Consider the following 25,944-nt stretch of genomic DNA (forward strand, 5'->3'; position numbering starts at 1 on the left):
GCTGGCGGAGTTCTTCACGCGGGGGTGAGCACGCGGAGCTGAGAGGGACGCGGGCACGCGCGCGTGCCCCCGTTCCRCTSGGCYTCCAYGCGCGCGTGCCCGCGTCCCTCTCAGCTCCGCGTGCTCACCCCCGCGTGAAGAACTCCGCCAGCACCGGCGCCAGCACATTCGGCTCCACCATGTGCGTCTGGCCCTGGAGCGTGCGGTACGACCCGTCGGGGACGGAGTCCGCGATCGCCCGGGCCGCCTCGCGGAGCCAGGCCGGGCTCGCGTCGCCCGCGACCGCCAGGACGGGGACGCCGATCGAGGCCAGCCGGGCGCGCGGGACCCGGCCGTCGCGCATGACGGCGTCGTCGTAGGCGAGGCTCGGGGCGAGCGCCTCCATGCCGGCCCACATGGGGGACTGGCGGGCGCCCTGGATCACGCCTTCGGCCAGGCCGGTCAGCCGCAGGAACAGCTCGACCGCGTCCCCGCGTCGCCCCTCGCCGAGCGCCTCCGTCAGACGCGCGGTGTACTCCGCGCGCTCCCTGGCGCCCTCCTCGGACATCGCGAACGGCGTCTCGTAGACGGCGACGCGCCGGACCGGCAGGCCGCTCGCCGCCGCCTCCAGCGCCAGTGCCCCGCCCGACGAGATGCCGTACAGGAACGCCTCGCCGCCCACCGCCTCGATCACCGCCGCCAGGTCCTCGACCTCGCGCTCCACGGAGTACGGCGCCGTGTCCCCGCTGGCACCGCGGCCCCGGCGGTCGTACACGACGGCCTGGAGACGTTCCGAGAGCGACACGGCGAGCGGCGCCAGGGTGCCGCCCGTCGACATCGCGCCGCTCACCAGGACGACCGCGGGGCCCCGGCCGGTGCTCTCGTAGGCGATGCGGGTGCCATCACGCGAAAGGATCTTCTTGTCCATGCCCATGCAGACTGCCGCACGGCGCGGTGTTCATCGATGAGGCGGGCCGCGCGTCAGCCGATCACATCACTTCCACCTCGTAGAAGCACAGGTGGTCCTTGATCTCCGCCACGTCCGGCTTGGGCTCCGGATACGCCCAGACGAGGTCAGCGGCGTCCGGCAGCGACCAGTAGGACGCGGTGCCCTTGAACGGGCAGTACGTGCGCGTGCCGGACGGTGTCAGCAGGTCGAGGCGTACGTCCTCGGCCGGGATGTAGTAGCGCTCGGGACAGCCCGTCTCGCGCAGGACCAGCGGCCGGTCGCTCTCCGCCAGGACCTGCCCGGCGTGCAGCACACGCACGGCGCGGTCACTCTTCTCGATGGTGATGCGGTGCCCGGTGGTCACGATCGCCCTCCTTGGGTAGCCGACTCCCCGGATACAGCGCAGGCTGAAGCGGAGTTCTTCCCTCGCCGCAGGAGGCCACCCATGCGAGCCACGGAACCGGCCGGAAACCGCAGCGCTCTGGCCCACCAGGTCCGGTACGCCCTGCGCCACCCGGAGCGCGTGCCCGCGCACGCCCGGCGCGCGGTGCGGGACGCCTGGCTGCGGCTGCGCTACCGCGACCACATCGCGTACTACCGCGCCGTGATGGCGTCCGACGCGGCGCGCAGCGCGGAGGCGGCGGTGGGGCACAACCCCTCACGCGAGGCGTGGGAGCGGATCGGGCGCATGCAGTTCGACTACCTCGTGGGGCACGGACTCCAGCCGCACCACCGCATGCTGGAGATCGGCTGCGGCAACCTGCGCGCCGGGCGGCTGTTCATCGACCACCTCGACGCCGGGCACTACTACGGCATCGACATCTCGCCGCACATCCTGCTCGCCGCCCAGGACACCCTCGTGGCCGAGAAGCTCCAGCCCAAGCTGCCCTATCTGGCGCTCGCCGACGACCTCACCTTCGCCTTCCTGCCCGACGCGCACTTCGACGTCGTACACGCGCACAGCGTCTTCTCGCACTCGCCGCTGCACGTCATCGAGGAGTGCTTCGCCCACGTCGGCCGGATCCTCGCGCCCGGCGGGTTCTTCGACTTCACGTTCGACCGCACCGAGGGCGAGGAACACCATGTGCTGCACGAGGACTTCTACTACCGGACGGCGACCCTGACCGAACTCGCCGCCAAGTACGGCCTGGACGCCCGGTTCATGGACGACTGGGAACAACTCCCGCACCGGCAGTCCAAAATGCGGGTCACCACGACGGCGGACCGGGCCCGTACGGTAGGCGCATGAACATCTGCGTCTTCCTGTCCGCCGCCGACCTCGACGAGCGTTACACCCGTCCCGCGCGGGAGTTCGCCAAGCTGCTGGGCAAGGGCGGCCACACCCTCGTGTGGGGCGGCTCCGACGTCGGCCTCATGAAGGTGGTCGCCGACGGGGTACAGGAGGCGGGCGGCCGGCTCGTCGGTGTCTCCGTGCAGTTCCTGTCGGCCAAGGCCCGCCCCGGCGTCGACGAGATGGTCGTCGCCCGTGACCTCGCCGAGCGCAAGAAGCTGCTCCTGGAGAAGGCCGACGCCGTGGTGGTCATGGTCGGCGGCACCGGCACGCTCGACGAGGCGACGGAGATCCTGGAACTGAAGAAGCACGGCCACACGGACAAACCCGTGGTCCTGCTCAACACCGCGGGCTTCTACGACGGCCTGAAGGAGCAGTTCCGCCGCATGGAGGACGAGGGCTTCCTGCCCCGCCCGCTCACCGACCTGGTGTTCTTCGCGGAAGAGCCGGTGGGGGCGCTGGCGTACCTGGAGGAGAGCCGGGGCGTGGCCTGACCTCGGCCGCGGAGGAGAGCCGGAGCATCGAGTGACCGGGCGCTGATGCGAGCATGGCGGGCATGGCTACTCATGTGATCACCGGAGCCGGCTCCGGCATCGGCGCCGCCGTGGCCCGCCGTCTGCACGCGCGCGGGGACGACCTCGTGCTGCACGCGCGCGACGCGGGCCGCGCTAAGGAGCTGGCGGCCGCGTTCCCCGGGGCGAAGACGCTGGTCGGCGACCTGGCCGACCCCGACAAGCTCTCTTGGGCCTTCTCCCACCAGTCGCTGCCCGACCGCGTGGACTCGCTGCTGCACATCGCCGGGGTCGTCGACCTCGGCCCGGTCGGCGAGCTCACCCCGAAGACCTGGCGCCACCAGCTCAACGTCAACCTCGTCGCACCGGCCGAGCTGACCCGCCACTTCCTGCCCCAGCTGCGCGCCGCCCGGGGCCACGTGGTCTTCGTCAACTCCGGCGCCGGCCTGAACGCCCACGCCGGCTGGTCCGCGTACGCCGCCTCCAAGCACGGCCTGAAGGCCCTCGCCGACTCCCTCCGCCACGAGGAGCACGCGGGCGGCGTCCGCGTCACCTCGGTCTACCCCGGCCGCACGGCCAGCCCCATGCAGGCCAAGGTCCACCAGCAGGAGGGCAAGGAGTACGACGCGTCGAAGTGGATCGACCCCGAGTCGGTCGCGACGACGATCCTGATGGCCCTGGACCTGCCGAGGGACGCCGAGGTCAACGACCTGACGGTACGACCGGGGAACTGACCGGCCGGGACGCTGCGTAGGCTGCTGCGGTGACCGCTGCGTAGGCTGCTCCGGTGAGCGAAAACAGCCAGTTCAGGTTCGGTGCCGCCACCGGTGTCGGCTCCATGCCCGGGGGCGACGCCCGGGAAGCCGTCAAAACGGTCACCGGAACCTTCGAGGACTTCCCCTTCCTGCCCGAACTGCCCGCCCGCGGGCCCGGCGCGGACATGATCGGGCGGACCGCCGGCATGCTCGTCGAGCTGTACGCGCGCGTGGAGCCCAGCGGCTGGCGGCTCGGCGACCGCCCGGGGCGGGACACCAAGCGGGCCCGCTCCTGGCTCGGCCAGGACCTCGACGCGCTGGAGGAATTCACGCAGGAGTACCAGGGGCCGCTGAAGGTCCAGGCCGTCGGGCCCTGGACCCTCGCCGCCAACCTGGAGCTGCGAGGCGGCGAGGCCGCCCTCTCCGACCCCGGAGCCTGCCGCGACCTCGCCGCCTCCCTCGCCGAGGGACTCCGTCTGCACCTCGCCGAGGTCCAGCGGCGGGTCCCCGGCGCGCAACTCGTCCTCCAGCTCGACGAGCCGTCCCTCACCGCCGTCCTGCGCGGCCAGGTGAAGACCGCCAGCGGCTACCGCACCCACCGGGCCGCCGACCGGCAGAACGTCGAGTCCACCCTCCGCGACATCGTCAAAGTGCACGCGGGCGGCCCGGTCGTCGTCCACTCCTGCGCACCGGACGTCCCGTTCGCCCTGCTGCGCCGGGCGGGCGCGGCGGCCGTCTCCTTCGACTTCTCCCTGCTCACCGAGCGTGACGACGAGGTGATCGGCGAGGCGGTGGAGGGCGGCACCCGGCTCTTCGCCGGTGTCGTCCCGTCCGCGGACGGCCCATTGTCAGACCCTGCCGGTAGCGTCATGGGTGTCAGGGCGCTGTGGCGCAGGCTGGGGCTGTCACCGGGGCTTCTCGAGGAGGCGGTCACAGTCACGCCGGCGTGCGGACTCGCGGGGGCCTCCCCGGGGTACGCGCGCACGGCTCTCGCCCACTGCGTCCGGGCGGCGAGATCCCTCGCGGACAACCCAGAGTAACGGGAGGACGACACGGTGGCCGGCGACAAGCAAGCGGAGACGACGACGGTGCCCGCCGAGGCACGGGAGAAGCACGCGCGCCTCGCGGAGCAGATCGAGGAGCACCGCTTCCGCTACTACGTGAAGGACGCTCCCGTCGTCAGCGACGCGGAGTTCGACGAGCTGCTGCGTTCCCTGGAGGCACTGGAGGAGGAGCACCCGGAGCTGCGCACGCCGGACTCGCCGACCCAGAAGGTCGCCGGTTCGTACGAGACGGAGTTCACGGCGGTCGAGCACCGCCAGCGCATGCTCTCCCTCGACAACACCTTCAACGACGAGGAGCTCGCCGCCTGGTCGGAGCGCATCGCCAGAGAACTGGGCGAGCAGGACTACCACTTCCTGTGCGAGCTGAAAGTCGACGGCCTCGCCGTGAACCTCACCTACGAGCACGGCCGTCTCACCCGCGCGGCGACCCGCGGCGACGGCCGCACCGGCGAGGACATCACACCGAACGTCCGGACGATCGCGGAGATCCCGGAGCGCCTCAAGGGCGACTCCGTCCCCGACCTCGTGGAGATCCGCGGCGAGGTCTACTTCCCGATGGAGAAGTTCCAGGAGCTCAACGCCCGTCTGGTCGAGGCCGGTGACAAGCCCTTCGCCAACCCGCGCAACGCGGCGGCCGGTTCACTGCGCCAGAAGGACCCGCGCGTCACGGCCACCCGCCCGCTGCACATGGTGGTCCACGGCATCGGCGCCCTGGAGGGCTTCACCGGCCTGACCCGCCTCTCCCAGGCCTACGACCTGCTGAAGACCTGGGGCCTGCCCACCTCCCGGCACAACAAGGTGGTCGACGGCCTCGACGGCGTACGGGAGTTCATCGCCTACTTCGGCGAGAACCGCCACTCCGTGGAGCACGAGATCGACGGCGTGGTGGTCAAGCTCGACGAGATCCCCCTCCAGGGCCGCCTCGGCTCGACCTCGCGCGCCCCGCGCTGGGCGATCGCGTACAAGTACGCGCCGGAGGAGGTCAACACCAAGCTCGTCAACATCCGCGTGGGCGTGGGCCGCACGGGCCGGGTCACGCCGTACGCCCAGGTCGAGCCGGTCACGGTCGCGGGCTCCGAGGTCGAGTTCGCCACGCTGCACAATCAGGACGTGGTCAAGGCCAAGGGCGTCCTCATCGGTGACACGGTGGTGCTGCGCAAGGCCGGTGACGTCATCCCGGAGATCCTCGGACCGGTCGCCGACCTGCGGGACGGCAGCGAGCGCGAGTTCGTGATGCCGAGCGAGTGCCCCGAGTGCGGTACGGCTCTGCGGCCGATGAAGGAGGGCGACGTCGACCTGCGCTGCCCGAACGCCCGCACCTGCCCGGCCCAGTTGCGCGAGCGCCTGTTCTACCTCGCGGGCCGCAAGGCGCTGGACATCGAGCACTTCGGCTACGTCGCCGCCGCCGCCCTCACCAAGCCGCTGGAGCCCGAGGAGCCGCCGCTGGCGGACGAGGGCGACCTGTTCGACCTCACTGTCGAACAGCTGCTGCCCATCAAGGCGTACGTCCTCGACCAGGACAGCGGTCTGCCCAAGCGCGACCCGAAGACCGGCGAGGAGAAGGTCGTCACGATCTTCGCGAACCAGGAGGGCAAGCCCAGGAAGAACGCGCTTGCCATGCTGGAGAACATCGCGGCGGCCAAACAGCGCCCGCTCGCCCGCATCATCACCAGCCTGTCGATCCGTCATGTCGGCCCGGTCGCGGCCGAGGCGCTGGCCCGCGAGTTCCGCTCGATCGAGCGCATCGACCAGGCCACGGAGGAGGAGCTGGCGGGCACCGAGGGCGTCGGCCCGACCATCGCCGCCTCCCTCAAGCAGTGGTTCGCCGAGGACTGGCACCGCGAGATCATCCGAAAGTGGAAGGCCGCCGGCGTCCGCATGGAGGAGGAGAGCACCGGCGAGGACGAGGGACCGCGCCCGCTCGAAGGGCTCACCGTCGTCGTCACGGGCACCCTCGAACACTTCACGCGGGACGGCGCCAAGGAGGCGTTGCAGAGCCGCGGAGCGAAGGTGACCGGTTCGGTTTCGAAGAAGACGTCATTCGTCGTTGTGGGTGACAGTCCCGGATCGAAATACGACAAGGCGATGCAGCTGAAGGTCCCGGTCCTGAACGAGGAGGGTTTCGGGGTCCTGCTGGAACAAGGGCCGGACGCGGCGGCCGAAGTCGCCCTTTCGGCCGAGGAGTAGGGGTTGAAGGCCACCCGTTCGGCGCATACCAGATGCATACGGGTGGCCGGGGCGCATTCGGGCAACCGTCGGCGACCGCTGCCCGTGGAAGCCTTCTGCGGCCTACTGTTGAGATGTGCGCCTGCCGTGCCCAGCTGCGGTCGGGGCATCTTCGTGCTCGCGGAGCACGGGGAAGGGTTTTCCAACGCGGGCCGCCCAAGGGTTGTCGGGCACCGGGCCGCGGGGCGTGGGCACCGCCGGCTGTGAGAGGGACGGGAATGGAACCGACCGAGAGCGCCGTGCCGGGCTCACGGCTGCGCCTGAGCCGCATGGCGGTCGTATGGCGTGCAGTCCGTGGGACGGGTCGGCCGGCGGGGCGTCCGGGCGTGGAAGTGCGCGCCGTCGGACAGTACACCGCGGACGGGCGCACCTCCGGGGGGCGCGCCGCGGGGGACGGCCGCGGCGCCGCACAGCCGGTCACCGAGCACTCGTCCGGCCTGACCGGCGAGGACGGGGACTCGGAACGGCACCTGTCCTGGCCCGCGCTGCCCGCGGCGGTCGTCGCGGCGGCCGGGTTCGTCCTGGGCGCCGGGTTCTACCGCGCCTTCACCGGCGGCCACGCGCTCTTCCCGTCCGGCACGGCCGGCTGGGCGCTGGCCGTGCTGACCGGCATCATCGTCGGCCACCTCGTCATGCTGGGCCGCTCCCGCTGGTGGGGCGGCACCGGCTCGGGCGCCGCCCTCACGCTCGCCGTGCTGCTGCTGTACGGCTGGGTACCGGCCGGCATGGTCAGCCTCACGGTCGTCGTGCTGGTCGGCATAGCCCGCCGCAACCGCTGGCGCCAGGGCATCCTGCACGGGGCGGTCGATCTCCTCGGCATCGGTGCCGGCGCCCTGGTGCTGGGCGTCTTCGGATCCGTACCGTCCGTCGAGTCCCCCTCGGATCCGGACAGCTGGACGCTCTACACCGGGCCCGAGGTGGTGATGGTCGCCGTCGCCTACCTGGCGGTCACCCGCGTCCTGCTGTGGTACCTGCACGCCCCGCGCCCCGGCCTGCCCACCGTCGCCCGCACCGCCCTGGTCAGACAGGGCCTGGTCGCGGTCGCGCTGCTGGGGATCGCGCCGCTGGTCTGTGTGGTGGCCGTGGCCAAGCCGATCCTGCTGCCGCTGTTCTCCATCCCGCTCATCGCGCTGGACTCCACGCTGTGGATAGCCCGGGCCCGGGCCGAGGAGCAGCTGCGCGACCCGCTGACCGGGCTGCCCAACCGGCAGTGGCTGCTGGAGCGCATCTGGACCGCGCTGGACGACGCCGAGCGGATCGACGCGCGCGCCGCCCTGATGCTGATCGACCTCGACCGTTTCCGGTCGGTCAACGACACGCTCGGTCATCTGGCCGGTGACCGGCTGCTGCTCCAGATCGCCGACCGGCTGCGGGTGGCGCTGCCGCGCGGGGCGGAGGCCGCCCGGCTCGGCGGGGACGAGTTCGCCGTCTTACTGCCGGTCGCCGACTCCACGACGTCGGCGACCCGGGTTGCCCGCAACCTGGTCGCCGCTCTCAGCTCCCCGCTCGACCTCGACGGCCTCACCCTCGTCCTGGAGGCCAGCGCCGGGGTCGCCGTCTTCCCCGACCACGCCCTGGACGCCGAAGGGCTGCTGCGGCGGGCGGACGTGGCGATGTACCAGGCGAAACGGGACCGTACGGGCGTGGAGGTCTACGAGTCCAAGCGCGACTCGAACACCCCGGACCGGCTCGGTCTGCTGGGAGACCTCCGCAGGGCGCTGGACGCCCACGAGGTCGAGCTGCACTACCAGCCCAAGGTCCGCTTCGACGGACAGGTCGCGGGTCTGGAGGCCCTGGTCCGCTGGGTGCACCCCGAGCGGGGCAAGGTGCCGCCGGACGAGTTCATAGCGATCGCCGAGTCCTCGGGCCTGATGCCCCATCTCACCGAGTACGTCCTGGAGACCGCGCTCGCCCAGGTCGCGCGGTGGCGGGCCCAGGGACTGTTCGTCCCGGTCGCGGTCAACGTCTCCCCGCGTGATGTCCACACCCCCGGCTTCGCCGGCTCGGTCGCCGCGCGGCTGGCCCGGCACGGCGTCCCGGCGGGAGCGCTCCAACTGGAGATAACGGAACACGTCCTCCTGGAGGACCCGCAGCGCGCCGCCGACACCCTCAACGGACTGACCGGGCACGGCGTGAAGATGTCCCTGGACGACTTCGGCACGGGCTACTCGTCGCTGGTGCACCTGCGCAAGCTCCCGGTCAGCGAACTGAAGATCGACCGCTCCTTCGTCGCCCGGCTCGCCGTCGACAACGAGGACGCGGAGATCGTGCGCTGCACGGTCGACCTCGCGCACTCCCTCGGTCTGCTCGTCGTCGCCGAGGGCGTCGAGGACGACGAGACCTGGGAGCGCCTGCGCGACCTCGGCTGCGACGCCGTCCAGGGCTGGCTGGTCGCCGCCGCGATGCCCCCCGAGGAGACCACGGCCTGGCTCCGCGCCCGGGGCTCCCGCGGCTGGCAACGCCCCCGGGCCGCCCTGCCGGCGGCGACGGCGGACGACTCGGGGCGCATCGTCTAGGTCCCGGGCGGACCGGTTCGGTCGCCGCTCCCGACCACTCCCGGCGGGGCCTACCGGCGGGCGCAGGGCAAACCGTTTCACTGGCACACCCGCCCGCCCCATAGGATTAGGACCTGGCGCCACATTCCCGCCTGCCGTGCGACGCCTGGCACGCACGCTCGCCGCGTTGCCGAATCGTCCACGTGGCTCCGCCACGAGGGCGCTCCGGCGCCTTGCGATCGCACGCGCCGGACGCCGCACGGCCCGCCCTCCGGGCGGACGGCGGGAATGTGACGCCAGGTCCTAGGCCCCAAACCACTCACACTCACCCCAGAGGATCGCTGCATGCCTGGCATCACGCGCGAGGAGGTCGCCCACCTCGCCCGGCTGGCGCGTCTGGAGCTGAAGCCCGAAGAGCTCGACCACTTCGCGGGACAGCTGGACGACATCATCGGCGCGGTGGCCCGCGTCAGTGAGGTCGCCGACCAAGACGTACCGCCGACCTCGCACCCGCTCCCGCTGACGAACGTCATGCGCCCGGACGAGGTCCGTCCCTCGCTCACCCCCGAGCAGGCGCTCTCCGGAGCCCCGGCCCAGGAGCAGCAGCGTTTCAAGGTGCCGCAGATCCTGGGGGAGGAGTAACCCGCCATGACGGACAGCCCCATCATCAAGCTCACGGCCGCCGAGACCGCCGCGAAGATCGCCTCCGGCGAGCTCACGGCCGTCGAGGTCACCGAGGCGCACCTGGCCCGGATCGAGGCCGTCGACGAGAAGGTGCACGCCTTCCTGCACGTCGACCGCGAGGGCGCGCTCGCCCAGGCCCGTGCCGTCGACGAGAAGCGGGCCAAGGGGGAGAAGCTCGGTCCGCTGGCCGGCGTTCCCCTGGCGCTCAAGGACATCTTCACCACCGAGGGGATCCCGACCACCGTCGGTTCGAAGATCCTCGAAGGCTGGATCCCGCCGTACGACGCGACCGTCACCAAGCGGCTCAAGGCCGCCGACGTGGTGATCCTCGGCAAGACCAACATGGACGAGTTCGCCATGGGGTCCTCCACCGAGAACAGCGCCTACGGGCCGACCGGCAACCCCTGGGACCTGACCAGGATCCCCGGCGGCTCCGGCGGCGGTTCCTCCGCCGCGCTCGCCTCCTATCAGGCCCCGCTCGCCATCGGCACCGACACCGGCGGCTCCATCCGCCAGCCCGCCGCCGTCACCGGCACGGTCGGCGTGAAGCCGACGTACGGCGGGGTGTCGCGGTACGGCATGGTCGCCTTCTCCTCCTCCCTCGACCAGGGCGGCCCCTGCGCCCGCACGGTCCTGGACGCGGCCCTGCTGCACGAGGTGATCGCCGGCCACGACCCGATGGACTCCACCTCGATCGACGCCCCGGTCCCGCCCGTGGTCGAGGCCGCCCGCAACGGCAGCGTCGAGGGCATGCGCGTCGGCGTCGTCAAGCAGTTCCGCGGCGAGGGCTACCAGGCCGGTGTCATCCAGCGGTTCGACGAGTCCGTGGTGCTGCTGAAGGAACTCGGCGCGGAGATCGTCGAGCTGGACTGCCCGTCCTTCGACCTGGCGCTGTCGGCGTACTACCTGATCGCGCCGTCCGAGTGCTCCTCCAACCTCGCCCGCTTCGACGGCCTGCGCTACGGCCTGCGCGCCGGCGACGACGGCACGCACTCCGCCGAGGAGGTCACCTCCCTGACCCGCGAGGCCGGCTTCGGCCCCGAGGTCAAGCGCCGCATCATGCTCGGCACGTACGCGCTGAGCTCCGGCTACTACGACGCCTACTACGGCAGCGCCCAGAAGGTCCGCACGCTGATCAAGCAGGACTTCGACAAGGCGTTCGAGCAGGTCGACGTGATCGTCTCCCCGACGACCCCGACCACCGCCTTCCCGATCGGCGAGCGCGCCGACGACCCGATGGCGATGTACCTCGCCGACCTGTGCACCATCCCGACCAACCTGGCGGGCAACGCGGCCATGTCGCTGCCGTGCGGCCTCGCCCCGGAGGACAACCTCCCGGTCGGACTGCAGATCATCGCCCCGGTCATGAAGGACGACCGTCTCTACAAGGTCGGCGCCGCCGTCGAGGCCGCCTTCGTGGAAAAGTGGGGCCACCCGCTGATCGAGGAGGCACCGTCGCTGTGAGCGCACTGTCCAAGGCCAAGGGCTTCAAGAGCTCCAAGTCCGGTCTGTACATCTCGATGGCCACGTCGGCCTTCGGCGCCGTCGGCGTCTACAAGCAGATCAAGAAGGCCCGCGGAGACAACGACACGCTGCGGCTGCTCGACGCCGTCGTGACCGGTGCCGCGGTCGTCACCAACCTGGCCATTCTCTACCGCGAGCTGAAGCGGCTGGGCGACGATGACGTCCTGCTGGGCTGAGAGGGAAGTTTCACCGTGACCACCACGACAGACCTGGTGTCGTACGAGGAAGCACTCGCGTCGTACGACCCCGTCATGGGCCTCGAGGTCCATGTCGAACTCGGCACCAAGACCAAGATGTTCTGCGGCTGCTCGACCGCCCTCGGGCAGGGCGCCAACACGCAGACCTGCCCCGTGTGCCTCGGCCTGCCCGGCGCGCTCCCGGTCGTCAACGCGACCGGCGTGGAGTCCGCGATCAAGATCGGCCTCGCGCTGAACTGCGAGATCGCCGAGTGGTGCCGCTTCGCCCGGAAGAACTACTTCTATCCGGACATGCCGAAGAACTTCCAGACCTCCCAGTACGACGAGCCGATCGCCTTCAACGGCTACCTCGACGTACAGCTGGAGGACGGCGAGACCTTCCGCGTGGAGATCGAGCGCGCCCACATGGAGGAGGACACCGGCAAGTCCACGCACGTGGGCGGTGCGACGGGCCGTATCCACGGCGCCTCGCACTCGCTCCTGGACTACAACCGCGCCGGCATCCCGCTCATCGAGATCGTCACCAAGCCGATCGAAGGCGCGGGCGAGCGCGCCCCCGAGGTGGCGAAGGCCTACGTCCGTGAGCTGCGCGAGGTCATCAAGGCGCTCGGCGTCTCCGAGGCCCGTATGGAGATGGGCCAGATGCGCTGCGACGTGAACCTGTCGCTGCGCCCGCACGGCACCGAGAAGTTCGGCACGCGCTCCGAGACGAAGAACGTCAACTCGCTGCGGTCCGTGGAGCGCGCGGCCCGCTTCGAGATCCAGCGGCACGCGGCCGTGCTGAGCGGCGGCGGGACGATCATCCAGGAGACCCGGCACTTCCACGAGGACACGGGGTCGACGACCTCGGGCCGCGTGAAGGAGGAGGCCGAGGACTACCGGTACTTCCCGGAGCCCGACCTCGTCCCGGTGGCCCCGTCCCGCGAGTGGGTCGAGAAACTGCGGGCCGTGCTGCCCGAGCTGCCGCTGGTCCGCCGCAACCGGCTCCGCGAGGAGTGGGGCGTCTCGGCCACCGACATGCAGGCGATCCTCAACGCCGGTGCGCTGGAGCCCATCGTCGCCACCATCGAGGCCGGGGCCGACGCCGCTTCCGCCCGCAAGTGGTGGATGGGCGAGCTGGCCCGCAGCGCCAACGAGTCGGGCAAGGCGCTCGACGAGCTGGCGATCACGCCGCAGCAGGTCGCCCGGGTCACCGAGCTGGTCGCGAAGGGTGACCTGAACGACAAGCTGGCCCGTCAGGTCATCGAAGGCGTCCTCGCGGGCGAAGGCACCCCGGACGAGGTCGTCGACAAGCGCGGTCTGAAGGTCGTCTCCGACGAGGGCGCGCTCACCGCCGCCGTCGACGAGGCCATCGCCGGCAACCCGGCCATCGCGGACAAGATCCGCGGCGGCAAGGTGGCCGCGGCCGGTGCGCTGGTCGGCGCGGTCATGAAGGCGACCCGCGGCCAGGCCGACGCGGCGCGCGTGAAGGAGCTGATCCTTCAGAAGCTGGGTGTCAGCGAGGGCTGACCTCCGCGAACCCCACCGGGGGGATGCACCGAACCGGTGCATCCCCCCGGTGCTTTTGTACTGCGCCTGTACCTACACGCGGCGTCCCACGACCCGCACGAAGCCCAGCGTGCGGCCCTGGTCGAGGCGCAGCATCTCGGCGCACTGTCCGGCCATCCGGACGTGCCACTCGTCCGTGTGCTCCTCGGCCACGACCTCGCACCACCGCAGCCAGTCGTGCCAGCCGTCCTCCAGCCAGTCGGCCGTCTCGACCTTGACGGCCCCGCCGCGAGTCCAGTGGCGCCGCCACCAGGCGGCCGAGTGGAAGCACCAGAAATCCGGCTCCCAGTACGGCTTGAGGTGCTCCGGCGGCTCGACGCCGTCGATCTCCTCGCGCAGCGCCGGTACGACGACACCGATCCGCCCGCCGGGCTTCAGCAGCCGCGTCAGCTCGGGCAGGTACAGGTCGTTCGTGCCGAAGTACTGGTAGGCGTCGACGGAGACGATCGCGTCGAAGCTGTTCTCGCCGAACGGCAGGTCGTGCGCCTCGGCGAGCACGGGCAGGACGCGGTCGCCCACGCCCGCCTCGGCGATACGCCCGGCGTTCTCGTCGGGCTTGACCCACAGGTCGGCGGCGGTGACCTGGACGTCGTACTCCCTGGCCAGGAAGATCGACGTCATGGCGCGGCCGCAGCCCAGGTCGAGCACGCGGGAGCCGGGGGGCAGGGTGTCGAGCCCCAGGGCCGGGGCCAGCCACTCCAGCAGCCACAGCGCGTGCGGGCCCATCTGGTTCTCGACGGTCCAGCGGGCGTCGTAGCGGTTGCTGCGCGGGTAGCGGGGGTGGCTGACGCGGTCAGTGAGGGGGTCGTTCGAGGTCCGGGAAGTGATGTCCGACATCGGTGAACGGGCTCCTTGAGTCCTTGAGGAAGAAAGGGGATGCGTCGGAGCTCGGTCGGACCGTCAAACAATGCACCTGCTTCGGCCGGGCGGCGGGGCGCCGCGGGCGTACTTCGGACCAGCGGACGTTAACAGCCGGCCCCTCGGCCCCGCACTCGGTTTTCCCACCCGACGCGCTACCGTCTCGGCCATGAGTGGACGCGCTGATTCCGACACCGATCCTGAGATAACGGACCCGGGGGCAGCCGCCGCGCAGGACACCGAGCGGGATGCCGTACAGGACGAGCCGGATGCGGTACCGGACGAGCCGGACGACGCCGACGAGTCGGCGGAGGACGCGCGGCGGGCCCGCTGGACGGCCGCCGGCACCGGCGCCGTTCTGGCCCTCGCGGGTCTGGCCGCGGCACTGCTCCGCCTCACCCGCTCCGCACCCGCATTCGTCCCGGCTGCGTACGCCGCCGGAGCGGCCGTCTGCGCGGGCGCCGCCGTGCTGGGCTCCCGGGGACGCACCCGGCGCGCGCTGTGGCTGCTGATCGCGGGCGTGATGGTGATGGCGCTGGGGGACCAGTCCGACTGAGGCGACAGACTTCGGCTGATTGTCCTGTGAGCTGCCTCCCACTGTTGTGAATAAGCCCACGAATGCGACAAATGATCTCGTGCGCCTGTAAGAGTGGCTTTGCATTGCTCATGCGTTCTTTGCGGGCTGTTCAGTTCATGGACGACTGCTCCCGGTCAAAGATCCAAAAAAAGTCACCCTGGGAGCACGTTTCGTGGCAGCCCTAGCACGCTGGTGTGTCCGACGCCGTCTGGTCACTGTTCTGCTCTGGCTCCTCGCCTTCGCGGGGGTGGCCGCGGGCGCCGCGGTCGCCGGGGCCGCGTACTCGAACGACTACCAGGTCCCCGGCACCGAGTCGGGCCGCGCCACCCAGCTGCTGCACGAGGGCTTCCCGCAGCTCGGCGGCGACAGCGACACCGTCGTCTGGCACACCACGTCCGGCAGCGTCCGCGCCGCCGACGTCGAGCAGACGATGACCCGAGCCCTGGAACGCGTCGAGAACCTGCCCGGCGTGGCCTCCGTGACCAGCCCCTACGACGGTCCGGGCGCGGGACGCGTCAGCGCGGACGGCCGTACGGCGTACGCCACGGTCACCTTCGACGACCAGGCGCAGGACATCAGCCGGTCCGAGGCGCAGGCCGTGGTCGACACCGCGAAGAGCGCGCAGACCGACGGGCTCCAGGTGGAGCTGGGCGGCAGCGCCGTCGGGCTCACCGAGTCCTCCGGCGGGCACGTCGCCGAGATCGTCGGGGTGGTCGTGGCCGCCGTCGTGCTGTTCCTCGCCTTCGGCTCGCTCGCCGCATCCCTGCTGCCCATCGCCACCGCCCTGGTCGGCGTCGGCACCGCCTACGCCGGGATCGTGCTGCTCGGGCACGTGATGACCGTCGCCGACTTCGCCCCCATGCTCGGCATGCTGATCGGGCTGGGTGTCGGCATCGACTACGCGCTGTTCATCGTGACGAGACACCGGCGCGGGCTGAAACGCGGGCTGTCCGTCACCGAGGCGGCCACCAACGCCGTCGCGACCACGGGACGGGCGGTCGTCTTCGCGGGTGCCACCGTTTGCATCGCCCTGCTGGGCATGCTGATCCTGCGGCTGAGCTTCCTCAACGGCGTCGCCATCGCCGCCGGCCTGACCGTGATCCTCACCGTCGCGGCCTCCGTGACGCTGCTGCCCGCGCTGCTGTCCCTCATCGGCATGCGGGCGCTCAGCCGCCGCGAGCGCCGCCGCCTGGCGGAGCACGGGCCCGAGCCCGAACTGCCCACGGGCTTCGCCGCCCGCTGGTCGGCGTTCGTGGAGCGCCACCCCAAGGTCCTCGGGGCGGTCGCCCTGGTGGTCATGGCCGTCCTCGCACTGCCCACGTTCTCCCTGCACCTGGGCACCTCCGACCAGGGCAACGACCCGAAGACGTCCACCACCCGCCAGGCCTACGACCTCCTCGCCGACGGCTTCGGCCCCGGCGTCAACGGCCCGCTCACCCTCGTCACGAAGGTCGACGGAGCCGACGACAAGCTCGCCCTGGACAACCTCGACTCCACGCTCCGGACCACCGAGGGCGTCGCCTCGGTGACGCCGGTGACATTCGACTCGGGCGGCCACACCGCGTACCTGACCGTCGTACCGGAGTCCTCGCCGCAGTCGAAGCAGACCAGCGACCTCGTCGACCGGCTGCGCGACGAGGTGCTGCCGCGCGCCGAGGCGGGCACGTCGCTCGACACACAGGTCGGCGGCATGACGGCCGGCTACGACGACTTCGCCGACGTCATCGTCTCCAAGCTGCCCGTCTTCATCGGGGTCGTGATCGGGCTGGGCTGTCTGCTGCTCCTGCTCGCCTTCCGTTCGATCGGCATCCCGCTGAAGGCCGCCGCGATGAACGTCGCCGCCGTGGCCTCCGCCTTCGGGGTGGTCGTCGCGATGTTCCAGTGGGGCTGGGGCAGCGAACTGCTCGGCCTCGGCAGCGCGGGGCCCATCGAGCCCTTCCTGCCCGTGATCATGGTGTCCGTGCTCTTCGGCCTGTCCATGGACTACCAGGTGTTCCTGGTGAGCCGGATGTACGAGGAGTGGCTGGAGACCGGCGACAACCGGCGGGCCGTCCGGGTCGGCCTCGCCGAGACCAGCCGGGTGATCAACTCGGCGGCGGTCATCATGATCTCCGTCTTCCTCGCCTTCGTCCTCAGCGGCGACCGTGTGATCGCCATGTTCGGCATCGCCCTGGCCGCCGCCGTCGCCCTGGACGCCTTCGTCCTGCGGACGCTCCTCGTGCCCGCGCTCATGCACATGCTCGGCGGCGCCAACTGGTGGCTGCCCCGCTGGCTCGACAAGCGCCTGCCGCGGATCAGCATCGAACCGCCCGAGGCCCGGGCCGCCCATGAGAGGCTGGCCGCCGCGACGGACGCCGAGGTGGCGGACGTCCTGGCGGAGGAGGAGCGGCGGCGCGATGTACGCGATATCCCTGGGTGACGACGGCGCGGAACTGCGGCCCCTGGAGCCCTGGCACGCGGAGGAGTTCTTCGCGCACCTGGAGCGGGGCAGGGAGTTCATCGGGCGGTTCATCAACTTCGGGTCGCAGGAGACGGACGTGGAGTCCGCGCGGGCCATGCTCCAGCGGTACGCCGAGATGCGCGCCGCCGACACCCGCTCGCTGCACGGGCTGTGGCTGAACGGCAAGCTCGTGGGCGGCGTGCTGTTCCTGAACTTCGACGCCGCGAGCGGCAACTGCGAGGTCGGCTGCTGGCTGGAGCCCGCCGGGACCGGGCGTGGTCTGGTCACCCGGGCGATGCGCGTCCTCATCGACTGGGCGGTCGAGGAGCGCGGCATTCACCGGATCGAGTGGGTCGCCGCCTCGGGCAACCAGCCGAGCCTGAACGTGGCCCGGCGCCTCGGCATGACCCGCGACGGTGTGCGGCGCGAGGCCCACCCCTATGGTGGCGTACGGCACGATCTCGAAGTCTGGTCGGTGCTGGCACCCGAGTGGCGCGCGGCACGCGCGCGGGCCGCTCACGACGATCATTAAGAGACTTCTCAGACAGCGACCCTACGGTGCGAGACATGGCAACGAACGCAGTGGACGAGACCGAGGCCACCGAGGCCACGACCGACGAGAAGGCGGTGGACACCACCAAGTCCGACGAGGTGACCAAGACCGAGGTCCCGGCCGAGGCCGCCGAGACCAAGGAGGAGGGACCCTTCGGCGTCGGCCAGGGCGCTGCCGCCGTGGTCTCCGCGGCACTGGGCGTCGTCTCGCTCACCGGCAGCTGGATCGGCACGGTGGCTGCCGCACGCCAGAACCTCATCGGTCAGCTGGAGACGGCGCAGAACGCGGACGTGGCCAAGCAGATCCAGGCGGTCTACGGCGACGCCTGGCAGACCACGGCCCTGTGGGGTGGCCTCTTCGCGCTGGTCGCGCTGGTCGTCGGCGTCGTGACGCTCGCCCGGCCGGCGTTCGGCACGCCCGGCAGGATCCAGGCCCCCTGGATCAAGTCGGTCGCCTGGGCGGGTGTCGCGCTCGGCGTGATCGGCCTGTTCCTGGCCGTCCTCAAGTACACCGGCATCCTGCTCGGCCTGCCGTCGGCGAGCTGAGTCACCGCAGGTCCTGAGGGGTCTTAGGGCATCCGTGAGCACCTTACGGAGGCCCTGAGGCCCCTCAGCCGTGTCTAAGGCCCAGACCGCCCCCGAAGATGCGGAACTCTCCCGATGTGGCAGCCCCGCCTGGGAGACGAAGGTGGAGGCATCGCAGAAAGCGAAGCCCTCGCACCCGACTCTCACCAAGGACACGCCATGTACGAGTACGAGTACCAGCAGCTGCGCGCCGCCGACCTCATCCGCCGCGCCGACCATGAGCGCCAGGTCCGCGAGGCCGCCCGGGCCCGCCGCGCCGCCGGTCGCGAAGCCGCCGAAAGCTCCGCCGAGCACGAGAGCCATAGCCGCCGCCTCCGCAGGCTCCGGTCCGCCCGCACGGCGTGACCACGGGGGCGGGGCCGGCCGGCGGCGTGACCGTGCGTACGGGGGCGGCTGTCGATGTGGCGGCCGTGCGTACGGGGGCGGCTGTCGATGTGGCGGCCGTGCGTACGGGGGCGGCCGTTGATGTGGCGGCCGTCCGTGCGGAAGCGGTCGCCGGTCCCGTGGCCCGCAGTGGCAAAACCGGTGCCGTGGCACCGGATCCGCATGCGATGCTCGGGTCCGTGGAGACCAGGTCCGTCAGCCCCGTGTTCATCGGCCGGGCGGCCGAGTTGAGCGTGCTCGACGAGGTGCTCGCCGGTGCCGCCGCGGGCAACCCGCAGGCGTTGCTCATCGGCGGCGAGGCCGGAGTCGGCAAGACCCGCCTCGTCGAGGAGTTCGCCGGTGCGGCCAGCAGGCGGGGCGCGGTCGTCGCGCTCGGCGGCTGCGTCGAGATCGGCGCCGACGGACTGCCGTTCGCACCGTTCTCCACCGCCCTGCGCGCCCTCCGCCGCGAGCTGCCCGGACAGTTCGCCGCCGCGGCCGCCGGGCAGGAGGAGGAACTGGCCCGGCTGCTCCCCGAGATCGGCACGGCCGCCGCGCGCGACGCGGCCCGGCACGACGAGGACGGCATGGCCCGCCTCTTCGAACTCACCGCACGCCTGCTGGAGCGCGTCACCGCCGAGCACACCGTCGTCCTCGCCCTGGAGGACCTGCACTGGTCCGACGCCTCCACCCGGCACCTGCTCTCCTACCTCTTGCGCACCCTGCGCACCGGCCGCCTCGTCGTCCTCGCCACCTACCGCTCCGACGACATCCACCGCCGCCACCCGCTCAGGCCCCTGCTCGCCGAACTCGACCGGCTCCGCACCATCCGCCGCATCGACCTCGCCCGCTTCAACCGCGAGGAGGTGTGCCGCCAGGTCGCCGGCATCCTCGCCCAGGAACCCGACCCGGACCAGATCGACGCGATCTTCGAACGCTCCGACGGCAACGCCTTCTTCGTCGAGGAACTCGCCGTCGCCGCCCAGGAGGGCTGCCGCACGGGCCTGACCGACTCCCTGCGCGACCTGCTGCTCGTCCGGGTGGAAGGGCTGCCGGAGACCGCCCAGCAGGTCGCCCGGATCGTCGCCGAGGGCGGCTCCACCGTCGAGTACCGGCTGCTGGCCGCCGTCGCCCGGCTCGCCGAGGACGACCTCATCGAGGCACTGCGGGCCGCCGTGAACGCCGGCATCCTCACCCCCGCGCCCGGTGGCGACGGCTACCGCTTCCGCCACTCCCTGGTCCGCGAGGCCGTCAGCGACGACCTGCTCCCGGGCGAACGCTCCCGACTCAACCGCCGCTACGCCGAAGCCCTGGAGACCGACCCGACCCTCGTCCCCGCCGACCAGCGCGCCACCCGCCTGGCCAGCTACTGGTACCACGCCCACGACGCGGCCAAGGCCCTGCCCGCCGTCCTCGACGCCTCCGTCGAGGCCCGCCACCGCCACGCCTACTCGGAGCAACTCCGGCTACTCGAACGGGCGATGGAACTGTGGGACGCCGCCCCCGAAGCCGTATGCCGGACGCTGCGCCCCGTCCACTACGCCGGGGTCCGCCTTCCCGCACTGCCTGAACGGCGCGGGGGGACCTCCGGCGGCGACGCCCCGGAGTCCGGCGCGCCGCGCTACCTGGACCTGCTGGCCGAGGCGGCCGTCGCCGGACGGCTCTGCGGGGAGCGCGAGCGCGCCCTGAAGATCACCAAGCGGGCGCTGCGCCTCCTGGAAGAGGAGGACGATCCCCTGCGCGCCGCCTGGTTCTGGATCCAGCGCTCCCGGCTGGTGCAGCGGCTCGCCCGGGGCGACGGCTGGAAGGAGATCGCCACCGCGCAGGAGCTGGTCCGCGGCCTGCCGCCGTCCGAGGTGCACGCCGAGGTGCTCGCCACGGTCGCCCACTGGTCGATGCTCCACCAGCCGGGCCATCAGGCCCTGACGGCCGCCGAACGGGCGGTGGAGTACGCGCGCATGGTGGGCGCCGAGGACATCGAGGCCAACGCCCGGCTCACCCTCGGCGGACTCATGATCGACGCCGGGCAGATCGAGGCCGGGCTGGCCCATATGTACGAGGTCAGGGACGAGGTCGTGGCCCGGGGGTTCGCGGCGGTCGTGGGCCGCAGCCATGTGAACCTGCCCTCCGTCCTGGAGGGCATCGGGCGCTCCGAGGAGGCCGTGGACCTCCTTCACGAGGGCCTGCGCCTCACCGGCAGGATGGGCCTGCGGGACGCCGAGGGCTGGGTGTGGGGCAACCTCGCCGAGTCGCTCATCTCCCTGGGCCGCTGGGACGAGGCCGCCGAGGCCGCCGTCAACGCCCAGCGGCGTGGGCAGACGGCCGGGCCGCACGGGTCCGGTGCCATCAGCCTGGCGTTCCTCGCGCTCGCCCGCGGCCGGGTGCCCGAGGCGGCCCGTCATCTCGCCGAGGGCCGCGCCTCCTACGGCCCGCACGACCCCATGCCGCAGCACGACCTGCCGCTCTCCTGCCTCACCGTCGCCGTCGCCGTCGCCGAGGGCCGCCTCCCCGACGCCCGCGCCGAACTGGCACGCACCCTGGCGTCCGGCTTCCCGCCCGGCACCCAGCGCTACGCATGGCCGCTGCTGCGCGAAGCCGCCACGGCCGAGGCCGACGCCCGGGCGCTGCCGACCGTACGGGACGGCCGTGCGGAGGTCCTGCAGAGCATCTTCGAAGCCGTCAGATGCCTCACCACCAACGCCCCCGTCTGGCTCGCCCACGAGAAGTGGGTCCGCGCCGAACTCCACCGCGCCGACAACCGCAGCACCCCGGACATCTGGTCGGAGGTGGCCACCGCCTTCGAACCGCTGGAGCGGCCCTACGACCTCGCCCGCGTCCGGTACCGCCTGGCCGAGTCACTGCTGACGGGAGGCGGCGAGGCCGACGACCGCGACCGTGCCACGGAACTGCTCCGCCTCGTCCATGCCGTCGCCCGCCACCTCGGGGCCCGGCCGCTCGCCGACGCCGCCACCGCGCTCGCCCAGCGCGCCCGCCTGCCGCTCACGCCCGCCAAGGAACCGGCCCCGGCCCCCGCGGACCCCGTCGAGGCCCTCGGCCTGACCAGCCGGGAACGGGACGTGCTGCGCCTGGTCGCCGCGGGCCACACCAACCGCCGGATAGCCGAGGATCTGTTCATCTCCCCGAAGACAGCGAGCGTCCACGTCTCCAACATCCTGGCGAAGCTCGGCGTCTCCGGGCGCGGTGAGGCGGCGGCGGTGGCGCACCGGCTGGGGCTGTTCCCGGCCGAATCCGTCACATCCCGGTCGGCGGGCTGACGCATACGCTGGAAGAGACGTCGCGGATGTCGCGGCCGAGGGAGGCTCCGTTGTTCAACGTGTTCGAGGAACTGTTCTCACCCGGCCGCAAACACACCCGTGACGAGCAGAACCGCCTGGAACTGACCCGCGAGGACGTCGGAGACGGAGATCCCGGACACGGGCCGATAGACCTGTCGTCCGGGAAGGTCGTCGTACGCCCGCCGCAGGAGCCGGAGGACGAAGACCCGGAGGAATGAGCCCGGGCTACGTCACCTGCAGTTCCAGGATCCGGTCGTCCCCGTCCTCCGGATTGCCCCGGCCGTCCGTGTTGCTGGTCACGAGCCACAGCCGGTCGCCGCCCGCCGGGACCACCGTGCGCAGCCGGCCGTACTCGCCCTCCAGGAACGCCTGCGGTTCGGCAGAGGCCTCCGTGCCGTTCAGCGGGATGCGCCACAGCCGCTTGCCGCGCAGGCCCGCCATCCATATCGACCCCTCGGCGTAGGCGATGCCGCTGGGCGAGGCCTCGGCCGTGGTCCACTGGTCGACCGGGTTGTGGAACCCGGAGTCGTCGGACCTGCCCTCCGCCTCCGGCCAGCCGTAGTTGTCGCCCGGCTTGATCGCGTTGAGCTCGTCCCAGGTGTCCTGGCCGAACTCCGAGGCGAACAGGCGCTGCTTGGCGTCCCAGGCGAGGCCCTGCACATTGCGGTGGCCGTACGAGTACACCGGGGAGTCGGGGAAGGGGTTGCCCGGTGCCGGTTCGCCCTCCGGTGTCAGGCGCAGGATCTTGCCGCCCTCGGACTCCTTGTCCTGGGACAGGCCCGTGTCACCGCTCTCACCCGTGCCGACGTACAGCATCTTGTCCGGGCCGAACTCGATCCTGCCGCCGTTGTGGACGAAGCCCTTGGGGATGCCCCTGAAGACCGTGTCGGGAGCGCCGAGCTGCTCGCCGGAGGGCTTCTTCTCGTCGTACAGCATGCGGACGATGCGGTTGTCGGAGGCCGAGGTGAAGTACGCGTAGACCATGTGGTCCGAGGCGTAGTCGGGGGACAGGGCGATGCCGAGCAGGCCGCCCTCGCCGGCGGCCGATACGCCCGGCACCTCGCCCAGCTCGGTCTTCTTTCCGGTCTTCGCGTCGACCCGGACGATCGTCCCGTCGTCCCGGGAGGAGACGAGCAGGCCGCCGCCGGGCAGCGGGGCCAGGCCCCAGGGGGAGTCCAGGCCCTCGGCGACGGTGCGTACCACCTTCACCGAGCCCTTGGCGGGTGGTGTCTCCTCGGCGGCCTGCCCCGCCGGCGCGGACGACCCCGGTGCCGCAGGGCTCGGGGAGGCGCTCCCGTCCGTGCCGGACGATCCTCCGCCGTCGGAGGAACAGCCGGCCGTCAGCAGGAGCGCGGCGGCGGCCAGCACGGCCGGCACGGCTCGACGTTGCACGATCATGGTCCCTTCGAGCGGCGGCGGGTTCTACCTGTCATACACCTCCCGCGCCTGTGAAGTTCCCGATCACGAAACGTCGAACCGCGAACACGGGGTTTGCCCGATACGCCCCCGGGCGGAACGGGCTCAGTCCCACGACCCCTGAGCGGGAGGCAGTTCCGCCACCTCTCGCAGGTCCTCGGTCGTCAGGCGCAGGGTCGCCGCCGCCGCGTTCTCCGTGACCCAGCGCTCCTGTTTCGTGCCGGGGACCGGGACCACGTGCGGGCCCTGGGCGAGGACCCAGGCGAGGGCGACCTGGGCGGGGGTGACGTGCTCGCCGTGGCGGCGGGCCACTCGGCGCAGGCCCGCGACGATCGGCTGGTTCGCGGCCATCATCTCGGCCGTGAAGCGGGGGTGCCGGGCGCGGACGTCGTCCGCCTCGAAGCCCGCGCCGGGCCGCAGCCTGCCGGTCAGGAAGCCGTTGCCGAGCGGCATCGCCGCCAGGAAGCCGACGCCCCGCGTCTCGCACCACGGCAGCAGCGTCTCCAGTGCCTCGGGCGACCACACCGACAGCTCCGCCTCGACCGCGCTCACGGGGAACACCTGCTGCACCCGTTCCAGCTGCCGGATCGTCGCGTCGTGCAGCCGGGCCCCGGAGCGGCGGCCGGCCCGCGCGCCGACCGCGCACAGGCCCAACGCCCTCACCTTCCCGGCCTGGACGAGCTCCGCCATCGCGCCCCAGGTCTCCTCGACGGGGACCTCCGGGTCGGCCCGGTGCAGCTGGTAGAGGTCTATGACGTCCGTCTGGAGGCGCCGCAGCGACGCGTCGCAGGCCCGTTTCACATACCCCGGGCGGCCGTTGGCGACGATGTGCTGGTCCCCCACGAGCAGACCGACCTTCGTCGACACGAACGCGTCCGGCCGCCGCTCCTTCAACGCCCGCCCCACCAGCAGCTCGTTGGTGAAGGGGCCGTACATGTCGGCCGTGTCCAGCAGGGACGAACCCAGGTCGAGCGCCCGGTGCACCGCCCTGAGCGACTCGTCGCCACGCTGCCGCGACGCGCTGTACGCCCAGCTCATCGGCATGCACCCGAGTCCGACGGCCCCCACCGCGAGCGCCGCCGCGCCGATCGTCCTGCGCTCCACCTGGTCGTGACCCTCCCTGTTCCGGCCACCCCAACCTAACCTCTGCCGTCGCACCCTCCTGACATAGCCTCCAGAGCATGACTGCTGACGTGTGGCTGCCCATCCCGCCGGACGAGATCGAGGGACTCCCCGAGGGCCCCGCCTACCGCTTCTGGAACGGTGAGGAGGAGTTCCCCGCGGACCCGGCGGACTGCGTCTTCTACGTCGTCCCCTACATGAAGCCCAGCCCGCTGTGCGTGCGTCCCATGCCGGGGATGAGCCGGCTGCAGGTCGTGCAGACTCTCTCCGCCGGCATCGACCACGTGGAGCCGGGGCTGCGGCAGCTGCCTCCGGGCGTGCGGCTGTGCAACGCGCGCGGGGTGCACGAGGCCAGCACCGGAGAGCTCACCCTGACGCTGATCCTGGCCTCGCTGCGCGGTGTCCCCGACTTCGTCCGCGCGCAGGACCGGGGGGAGTGGCTCGCCGGGTTCCGGCCCGCGCTCGCCGACAAGAACGTCCTCATCGTCGGGTACGGATCGATCGGCGCGGCCATCGAGGACCGGCTCGTTCCGTTCGAGGTGGCGCGGGTGGCGCGCGTCGCGCGCTCCGAGCGCACCACGGCGCGCGGGCCGGTGCATCCGCTCACCGAACTCCCCGCGCTGCTCCGGGACGCGGACGTCGTCATCCTGTCCACGCCGCTCACCGAATCCACCCGTGGCCTGGCCGGGGCCGACTTCCTGGCCCGGATGAAGGACGGCGCGCTCTTCGTCAACGTCGCCCGCGGCCCCGTCGTCGACACCAAGGCGCTGCTCGCCGAACTGGAGACGGGCCGCATCACCGCGGCCCTCGACGTCACCGATCCCGAGCCCCTGCCGCGCGAACATCCCCTGTGGCGTGCGCCGGGGGTACTCATCAGCCCGCACGTCGGCGGACCCACCTCCGCGTTCCTGCCGCGCGCCAAGCGGCTCCTGGCGGACCAGTTGAACCGTTATGTGAACCGGGAGCCGCTGCGCAACGTGATCCTTACGACGGGTGCCTCAACCGACTGATCCGAACTTCGGGTACTGTCCGCAATCCTTCGGGCGCGGTGGGTACTCATGTATCTGTGATCGTCACGGAGCGTAGAGAACCTATGTCCCTGAGTGACGAGACTGGTGTATCGTCCCGACAGGGGCTGCGCCGGGGACAGTTCGGCGCCGGGGACGGACACTTCAGGACTGTGAGGGGGGCGACGGGCGATGCACGGCCTATGGACGAGCGATCCGACGGGGCGGGGCTGCCGGCGGCGACCCTGGCGGACGGCCGCGAGCAGACGCGGTCACCACGCCGATCACGGCGGGCAGCACACCCACCACAGCGACCACCACACCGACCACAGCCATCACCACCGCAGGACGGGCAGCCGCAGAAGGCATGCCCAGCCGGCGCACCGGGGCCCGCGGGACCCGGGAGCGACACGGACCGGGAGGGTCCGGTGAGCGCGCCGCCGACCCCCACACCCACGCTCGACGGAGCGCTGCGCGCACAGCCTCCGTCCCCCGGGGCGCTGC

23 protein-coding genes are annotated in these 25,944 nt (G+C 71.8%); 18 read left to right on the forward strand and 5 right to left on the reverse strand.

Features of this window, described 5'->3' with window-relative positions; genetic code table 11:
- Positions 1-124: 124 nt before the first annotated feature.
- The gene (locus tag CA983_RS16100; protein WP_086601611.1) at positions 125-907 is read right to left on the reverse strand and encodes an alpha/beta fold hydrolase; all 783 of its coding nucleotides are present in this window, start codon (positions 905-907) and stop codon (positions 125-127) included.
- A 61-nt stretch (positions 908-968) separates the two neighbouring features.
- Positions 969-1,292, reverse strand: a complete 324-nt coding sequence (locus CA983_RS16105; protein WP_086601591.1) for a DUF427 domain-containing protein — start codon at positions 1,290-1,292, stop codon at positions 969-971.
- 81 nt (positions 1,293-1,373) lie between these two features.
- On the opposite strand from CA983_RS16105, the gene CA983_RS16110 reads away from it, so the two are divergent.
- The 10 genes from CA983_RS16110 to gatB all read left to right on the forward strand — a co-directional run bounded on the left by CA983_RS16110 (position 1,374) and on the right by gatB (position 13,185).
- Positions 1,374-2,177, forward strand: coding sequence for a class I SAM-dependent methyltransferase (locus tag CA983_RS16110; protein ID WP_086601592.1), 804 nt, complete (start codon positions 1,374-1,376; stop codon positions 2,175-2,177).
- Positions 2,174-2,713 carry an LOG family protein gene (locus CA983_RS16115; RefSeq protein WP_086601593.1) on the forward strand — a complete coding sequence of 180 codons (540 nt, stop codon included), beginning with the start codon at positions 2,174-2,176 and terminating at the stop codon, positions 2,711-2,713. Before CA983_RS16110 ends, CA983_RS16115 begins: the two co-directional genes overlap by 4 nt.
- A 53-nt stretch (positions 2,714-2,766) precedes the next feature.
- Positions 2,767-3,465, forward strand: coding sequence for an SDR family oxidoreductase (locus CA983_RS16120; RefSeq protein ID WP_086601594.1), 699 nt, complete (start codon positions 2,767-2,769; stop codon positions 3,463-3,465).
- 53 nt (positions 3,466-3,518) lie between these two features.
- On the forward strand, positions 3,519-4,526 hold the full coding sequence (locus CA983_RS16125; protein ID WP_244206920.1) for a methionine synthase: 1,008 nt from the start codon (positions 3,519-3,521) through the stop codon (positions 4,524-4,526).
- A 15-nt stretch (positions 4,527-4,541) separates the two neighbouring features.
- Entirely contained in the window at positions 4,542-6,737 is a 2,196-nt protein-coding gene (ligA, locus tag CA983_RS16130) for an NAD-dependent DNA ligase LigA (protein WP_086601595.1), read from the forward strand.
- A 257-nt stretch (positions 6,738-6,994) separates the two neighbouring features.
- Entirely contained in the window at positions 6,995-9,292 is a 2,298-nt protein-coding gene (locus CA983_RS16135) for a putative bifunctional diguanylate cyclase/phosphodiesterase (RefSeq protein WP_086601596.1), read from the forward strand.
- 324 nt (positions 9,293-9,616) lie between these two features.
- On the forward strand, positions 9,617-9,913 hold the full coding sequence (gene gatC, locus CA983_RS16140) for an Asp-tRNA(Asn)/Glu-tRNA(Gln) amidotransferase subunit GatC (protein WP_004925108.1): 297 nt from the start codon (positions 9,617-9,619) through the stop codon (positions 9,911-9,913).
- Positions 9,914-9,919: 6 nt separating this feature from the next.
- Positions 9,920-11,419, forward strand: coding sequence for an Asp-tRNA(Asn)/Glu-tRNA(Gln) amidotransferase subunit GatA (gatA, locus tag CA983_RS16145; RefSeq protein ID WP_086601597.1), 1,500 nt, complete (start codon positions 9,920-9,922; stop codon positions 11,417-11,419).
- Complete coding sequence (locus tag CA983_RS16150) at positions 11,416-11,655, forward strand: hypothetical protein (RefSeq protein WP_086601598.1); 240 nt, start codon at positions 11,416-11,418, stop codon at positions 11,653-11,655. Before gatA ends, CA983_RS16150 begins: the two co-directional genes overlap by 4 nt.
- Before the next feature lie 15 nt (positions 11,656-11,670).
- Positions 11,671-13,185 (forward strand): Asp-tRNA(Asn)/Glu-tRNA(Gln) amidotransferase subunit GatB, encoded by a 1,515-nt coding sequence (gatB, locus tag CA983_RS16155; RefSeq protein WP_086601599.1) that lies wholly within the window; start codon positions 11,671-11,673, stop codon positions 13,183-13,185.
- 72 nt (positions 13,186-13,257) lie between these two features.
- Here gatB and CA983_RS16160 read toward each other — a convergent pair whose 3' ends face one another.
- Entirely contained in the window at positions 13,258-14,061 is an 804-nt protein-coding gene (locus CA983_RS16160; protein WP_086601600.1) for an SAM-dependent methyltransferase, read from the reverse strand.
- Between the two features lie 190 nt (positions 14,062-14,251).
- Here CA983_RS16160 and CA983_RS16165 point away from each other — a divergent pair, with 190 nt between their 5' ends.
- The 7 genes from CA983_RS16165 (at position 14,252) to CA983_RS16195 (ending at position 22,113) form a co-directional block, all read left to right on the forward strand.
- Entirely contained in the window at positions 14,252-14,638 is a 387-nt protein-coding gene (locus CA983_RS16165) for a hypothetical protein (RefSeq protein ID WP_086601601.1), read from the forward strand.
- 193 nt (positions 14,639-14,831) lie between these two features.
- Complete coding sequence (locus tag CA983_RS16170) at positions 14,832-17,078, forward strand: MMPL family transporter (protein WP_086601602.1); 2,247 nt, start codon at positions 14,832-14,834, stop codon at positions 17,076-17,078.
- Positions 17,056-17,631, forward strand: a complete 576-nt coding sequence (locus CA983_RS16175; protein ID WP_086601603.1) for a GNAT family N-acetyltransferase — start codon at positions 17,056-17,058, stop codon at positions 17,629-17,631. Before CA983_RS16170 ends, CA983_RS16175 begins: the two co-directional genes overlap by 23 nt.
- A gap of 35 nt (positions 17,632-17,666) precedes the next feature.
- Positions 17,667-18,197, forward strand: a complete 531-nt coding sequence (locus CA983_RS16180) for a hypothetical protein (protein WP_086601604.1) — start codon at positions 17,667-17,669, stop codon at positions 18,195-18,197.
- Positions 18,198-18,395: 198 nt separating this feature from the next.
- Positions 18,396-18,581 carry a hypothetical protein gene (locus CA983_RS16185; RefSeq protein ID WP_086601605.1) on the forward strand — a complete coding sequence of 62 codons (186 nt, stop codon included), beginning with the start codon at positions 18,396-18,398 and terminating at the stop codon, positions 18,579-18,581.
- A gap of 206 nt (positions 18,582-18,787) precedes the next feature.
- The gene (locus CA983_RS16190; protein ID WP_086601606.1) at positions 18,788-21,874 is read left to right on the forward strand and encodes a helix-turn-helix transcriptional regulator; all 3,087 of its coding nucleotides are present in this window, start codon (positions 18,788-18,790) and stop codon (positions 21,872-21,874) included.
- A gap of 50 nt (positions 21,875-21,924) precedes the next feature.
- Positions 21,925-22,113, forward strand: coding sequence for a DUF6191 domain-containing protein (locus tag CA983_RS16195; protein WP_086601607.1), 189 nt, complete (start codon positions 21,925-21,927; stop codon positions 22,111-22,113).
- Positions 22,114-22,120: 7 nt separating this feature from the next.
- Here the strand turns inward: CA983_RS16195 and CA983_RS16200 are convergent, their stop codons facing one another.
- Together CA983_RS16200 and CA983_RS16205 are read right to left on the reverse strand one after the other, a co-directional pair.
- On the reverse strand, positions 22,121-23,293 hold the full coding sequence (locus tag CA983_RS16200; protein WP_086601608.1) for a PQQ-dependent sugar dehydrogenase: 1,173 nt from the start codon (positions 23,291-23,293) through the stop codon (positions 22,121-22,123).
- A 123-nt stretch (positions 23,294-23,416) separates the two neighbouring features.
- Complete coding sequence (locus CA983_RS16205) at positions 23,417-24,415, reverse strand: aldo/keto reductase (protein ID WP_086601609.1); 999 nt, start codon at positions 24,413-24,415, stop codon at positions 23,417-23,419.
- A gap of 77 nt (positions 24,416-24,492) precedes the next feature.
- Between CA983_RS16205 and CA983_RS16210 the strand changes: the two genes are divergently transcribed.
- Positions 24,493-25,443 carry a 2-hydroxyacid dehydrogenase gene (locus CA983_RS16210; protein ID WP_086601610.1) on the forward strand — a complete coding sequence of 317 codons (951 nt, stop codon included), beginning with the start codon at positions 24,493-24,495 and terminating at the stop codon, positions 25,441-25,443.
- The last annotated feature ends 501 nt before the right edge of the window (positions 25,444-25,944 follow it).

The organism is Streptomyces swartbergensis, from assembly GCF_002148965.1.
Taxonomy (GTDB): Bacteria; Actinomycetota; Actinomycetes; order Streptomycetales; family Streptomycetaceae; genus Streptomyces; species Streptomyces swartbergensis.

Excerpts from the sequence above, each read along its gene's own strand:
- CA983_RS16190 (WP_086601606.1), top strand. The coding sequence starts at position 18,788 with ATGCTCGGGTCCGTGGAGACCAGGTCCGTCAGCCCCGTGTTCATCGGC.
- CA983_RS16210 (WP_086601610.1), top strand. The coding sequence starts at position 24,493 with ATGACTGCTGACGTGTGGCTGCCCATCCCGCCGGACGAGATCGAGGGA.
- CA983_RS16115 (WP_086601593.1), top strand. The coding sequence starts at position 2,174 with ATGAACATCTGCGTCTTCCTGTCCGCCGCCGACCTCGACGAGCGTTAC.
- CA983_RS16165 (WP_086601601.1), top strand. The coding sequence starts at position 14,252 with ATGAGTGGACGCGCTGATTCCGACACCGATCCTGAGATAACGGACCCG.
- CA983_RS16180 (WP_086601604.1), top strand. The coding sequence starts at position 17,667 with ATGGCAACGAACGCAGTGGACGAGACCGAGGCCACCGAGGCCACGACC.
- CA983_RS16200 (WP_086601608.1), bottom strand. The coding sequence starts at position 23,293 with ATGATCGTGCAACGTCGAGCCGTGCCGGCCGTGCTGGCCGCCGCCGCG.
- CA983_RS16160 (WP_086601600.1), bottom strand. The coding sequence starts at position 14,061 with ATGTCGGACATCACTTCCCGGACCTCGAACGACCCCCTCACTGACCGC.
- CA983_RS16110 (WP_086601592.1), top strand. The coding sequence starts at position 1,374 with ATGCGAGCCACGGAACCGGCCGGAAACCGCAGCGCTCTGGCCCACCAG.
- CA983_RS16120 (WP_086601594.1), top strand. The coding sequence starts at position 2,767 with ATGGCGGGCATGGCTACTCATGTGATCACCGGAGCCGGCTCCGGCATC.
- gatA (WP_086601597.1), top strand. The coding sequence starts at position 9,920 with ATGACGGACAGCCCCATCATCAAGCTCACGGCCGCCGAGACCGCCGCG.
- gatC (WP_004925108.1), top strand. The coding sequence starts at position 9,617 with ATGCCTGGCATCACGCGCGAGGAGGTCGCCCACCTCGCCCGGCTGGCG.
- CA983_RS16175 (WP_086601603.1), top strand. The coding sequence starts at position 17,056 with ATGTACGCGATATCCCTGGGTGACGACGGCGCGGAACTGCGGCCCCTG.
- CA983_RS16185 (WP_086601605.1), top strand. The coding sequence starts at position 18,396 with ATGTACGAGTACGAGTACCAGCAGCTGCGCGCCGCCGACCTCATCCGC.
- CA983_RS16135 (WP_086601596.1), top strand. The coding sequence starts at position 6,995 with ATGGAACCGACCGAGAGCGCCGTGCCGGGCTCACGGCTGCGCCTGAGC.
- CA983_RS16100 (WP_086601611.1), bottom strand. The coding sequence starts at position 907 with ATGGACAAGAAGATCCTTTCGCGTGATGGCACCCGCATCGCCTACGAG.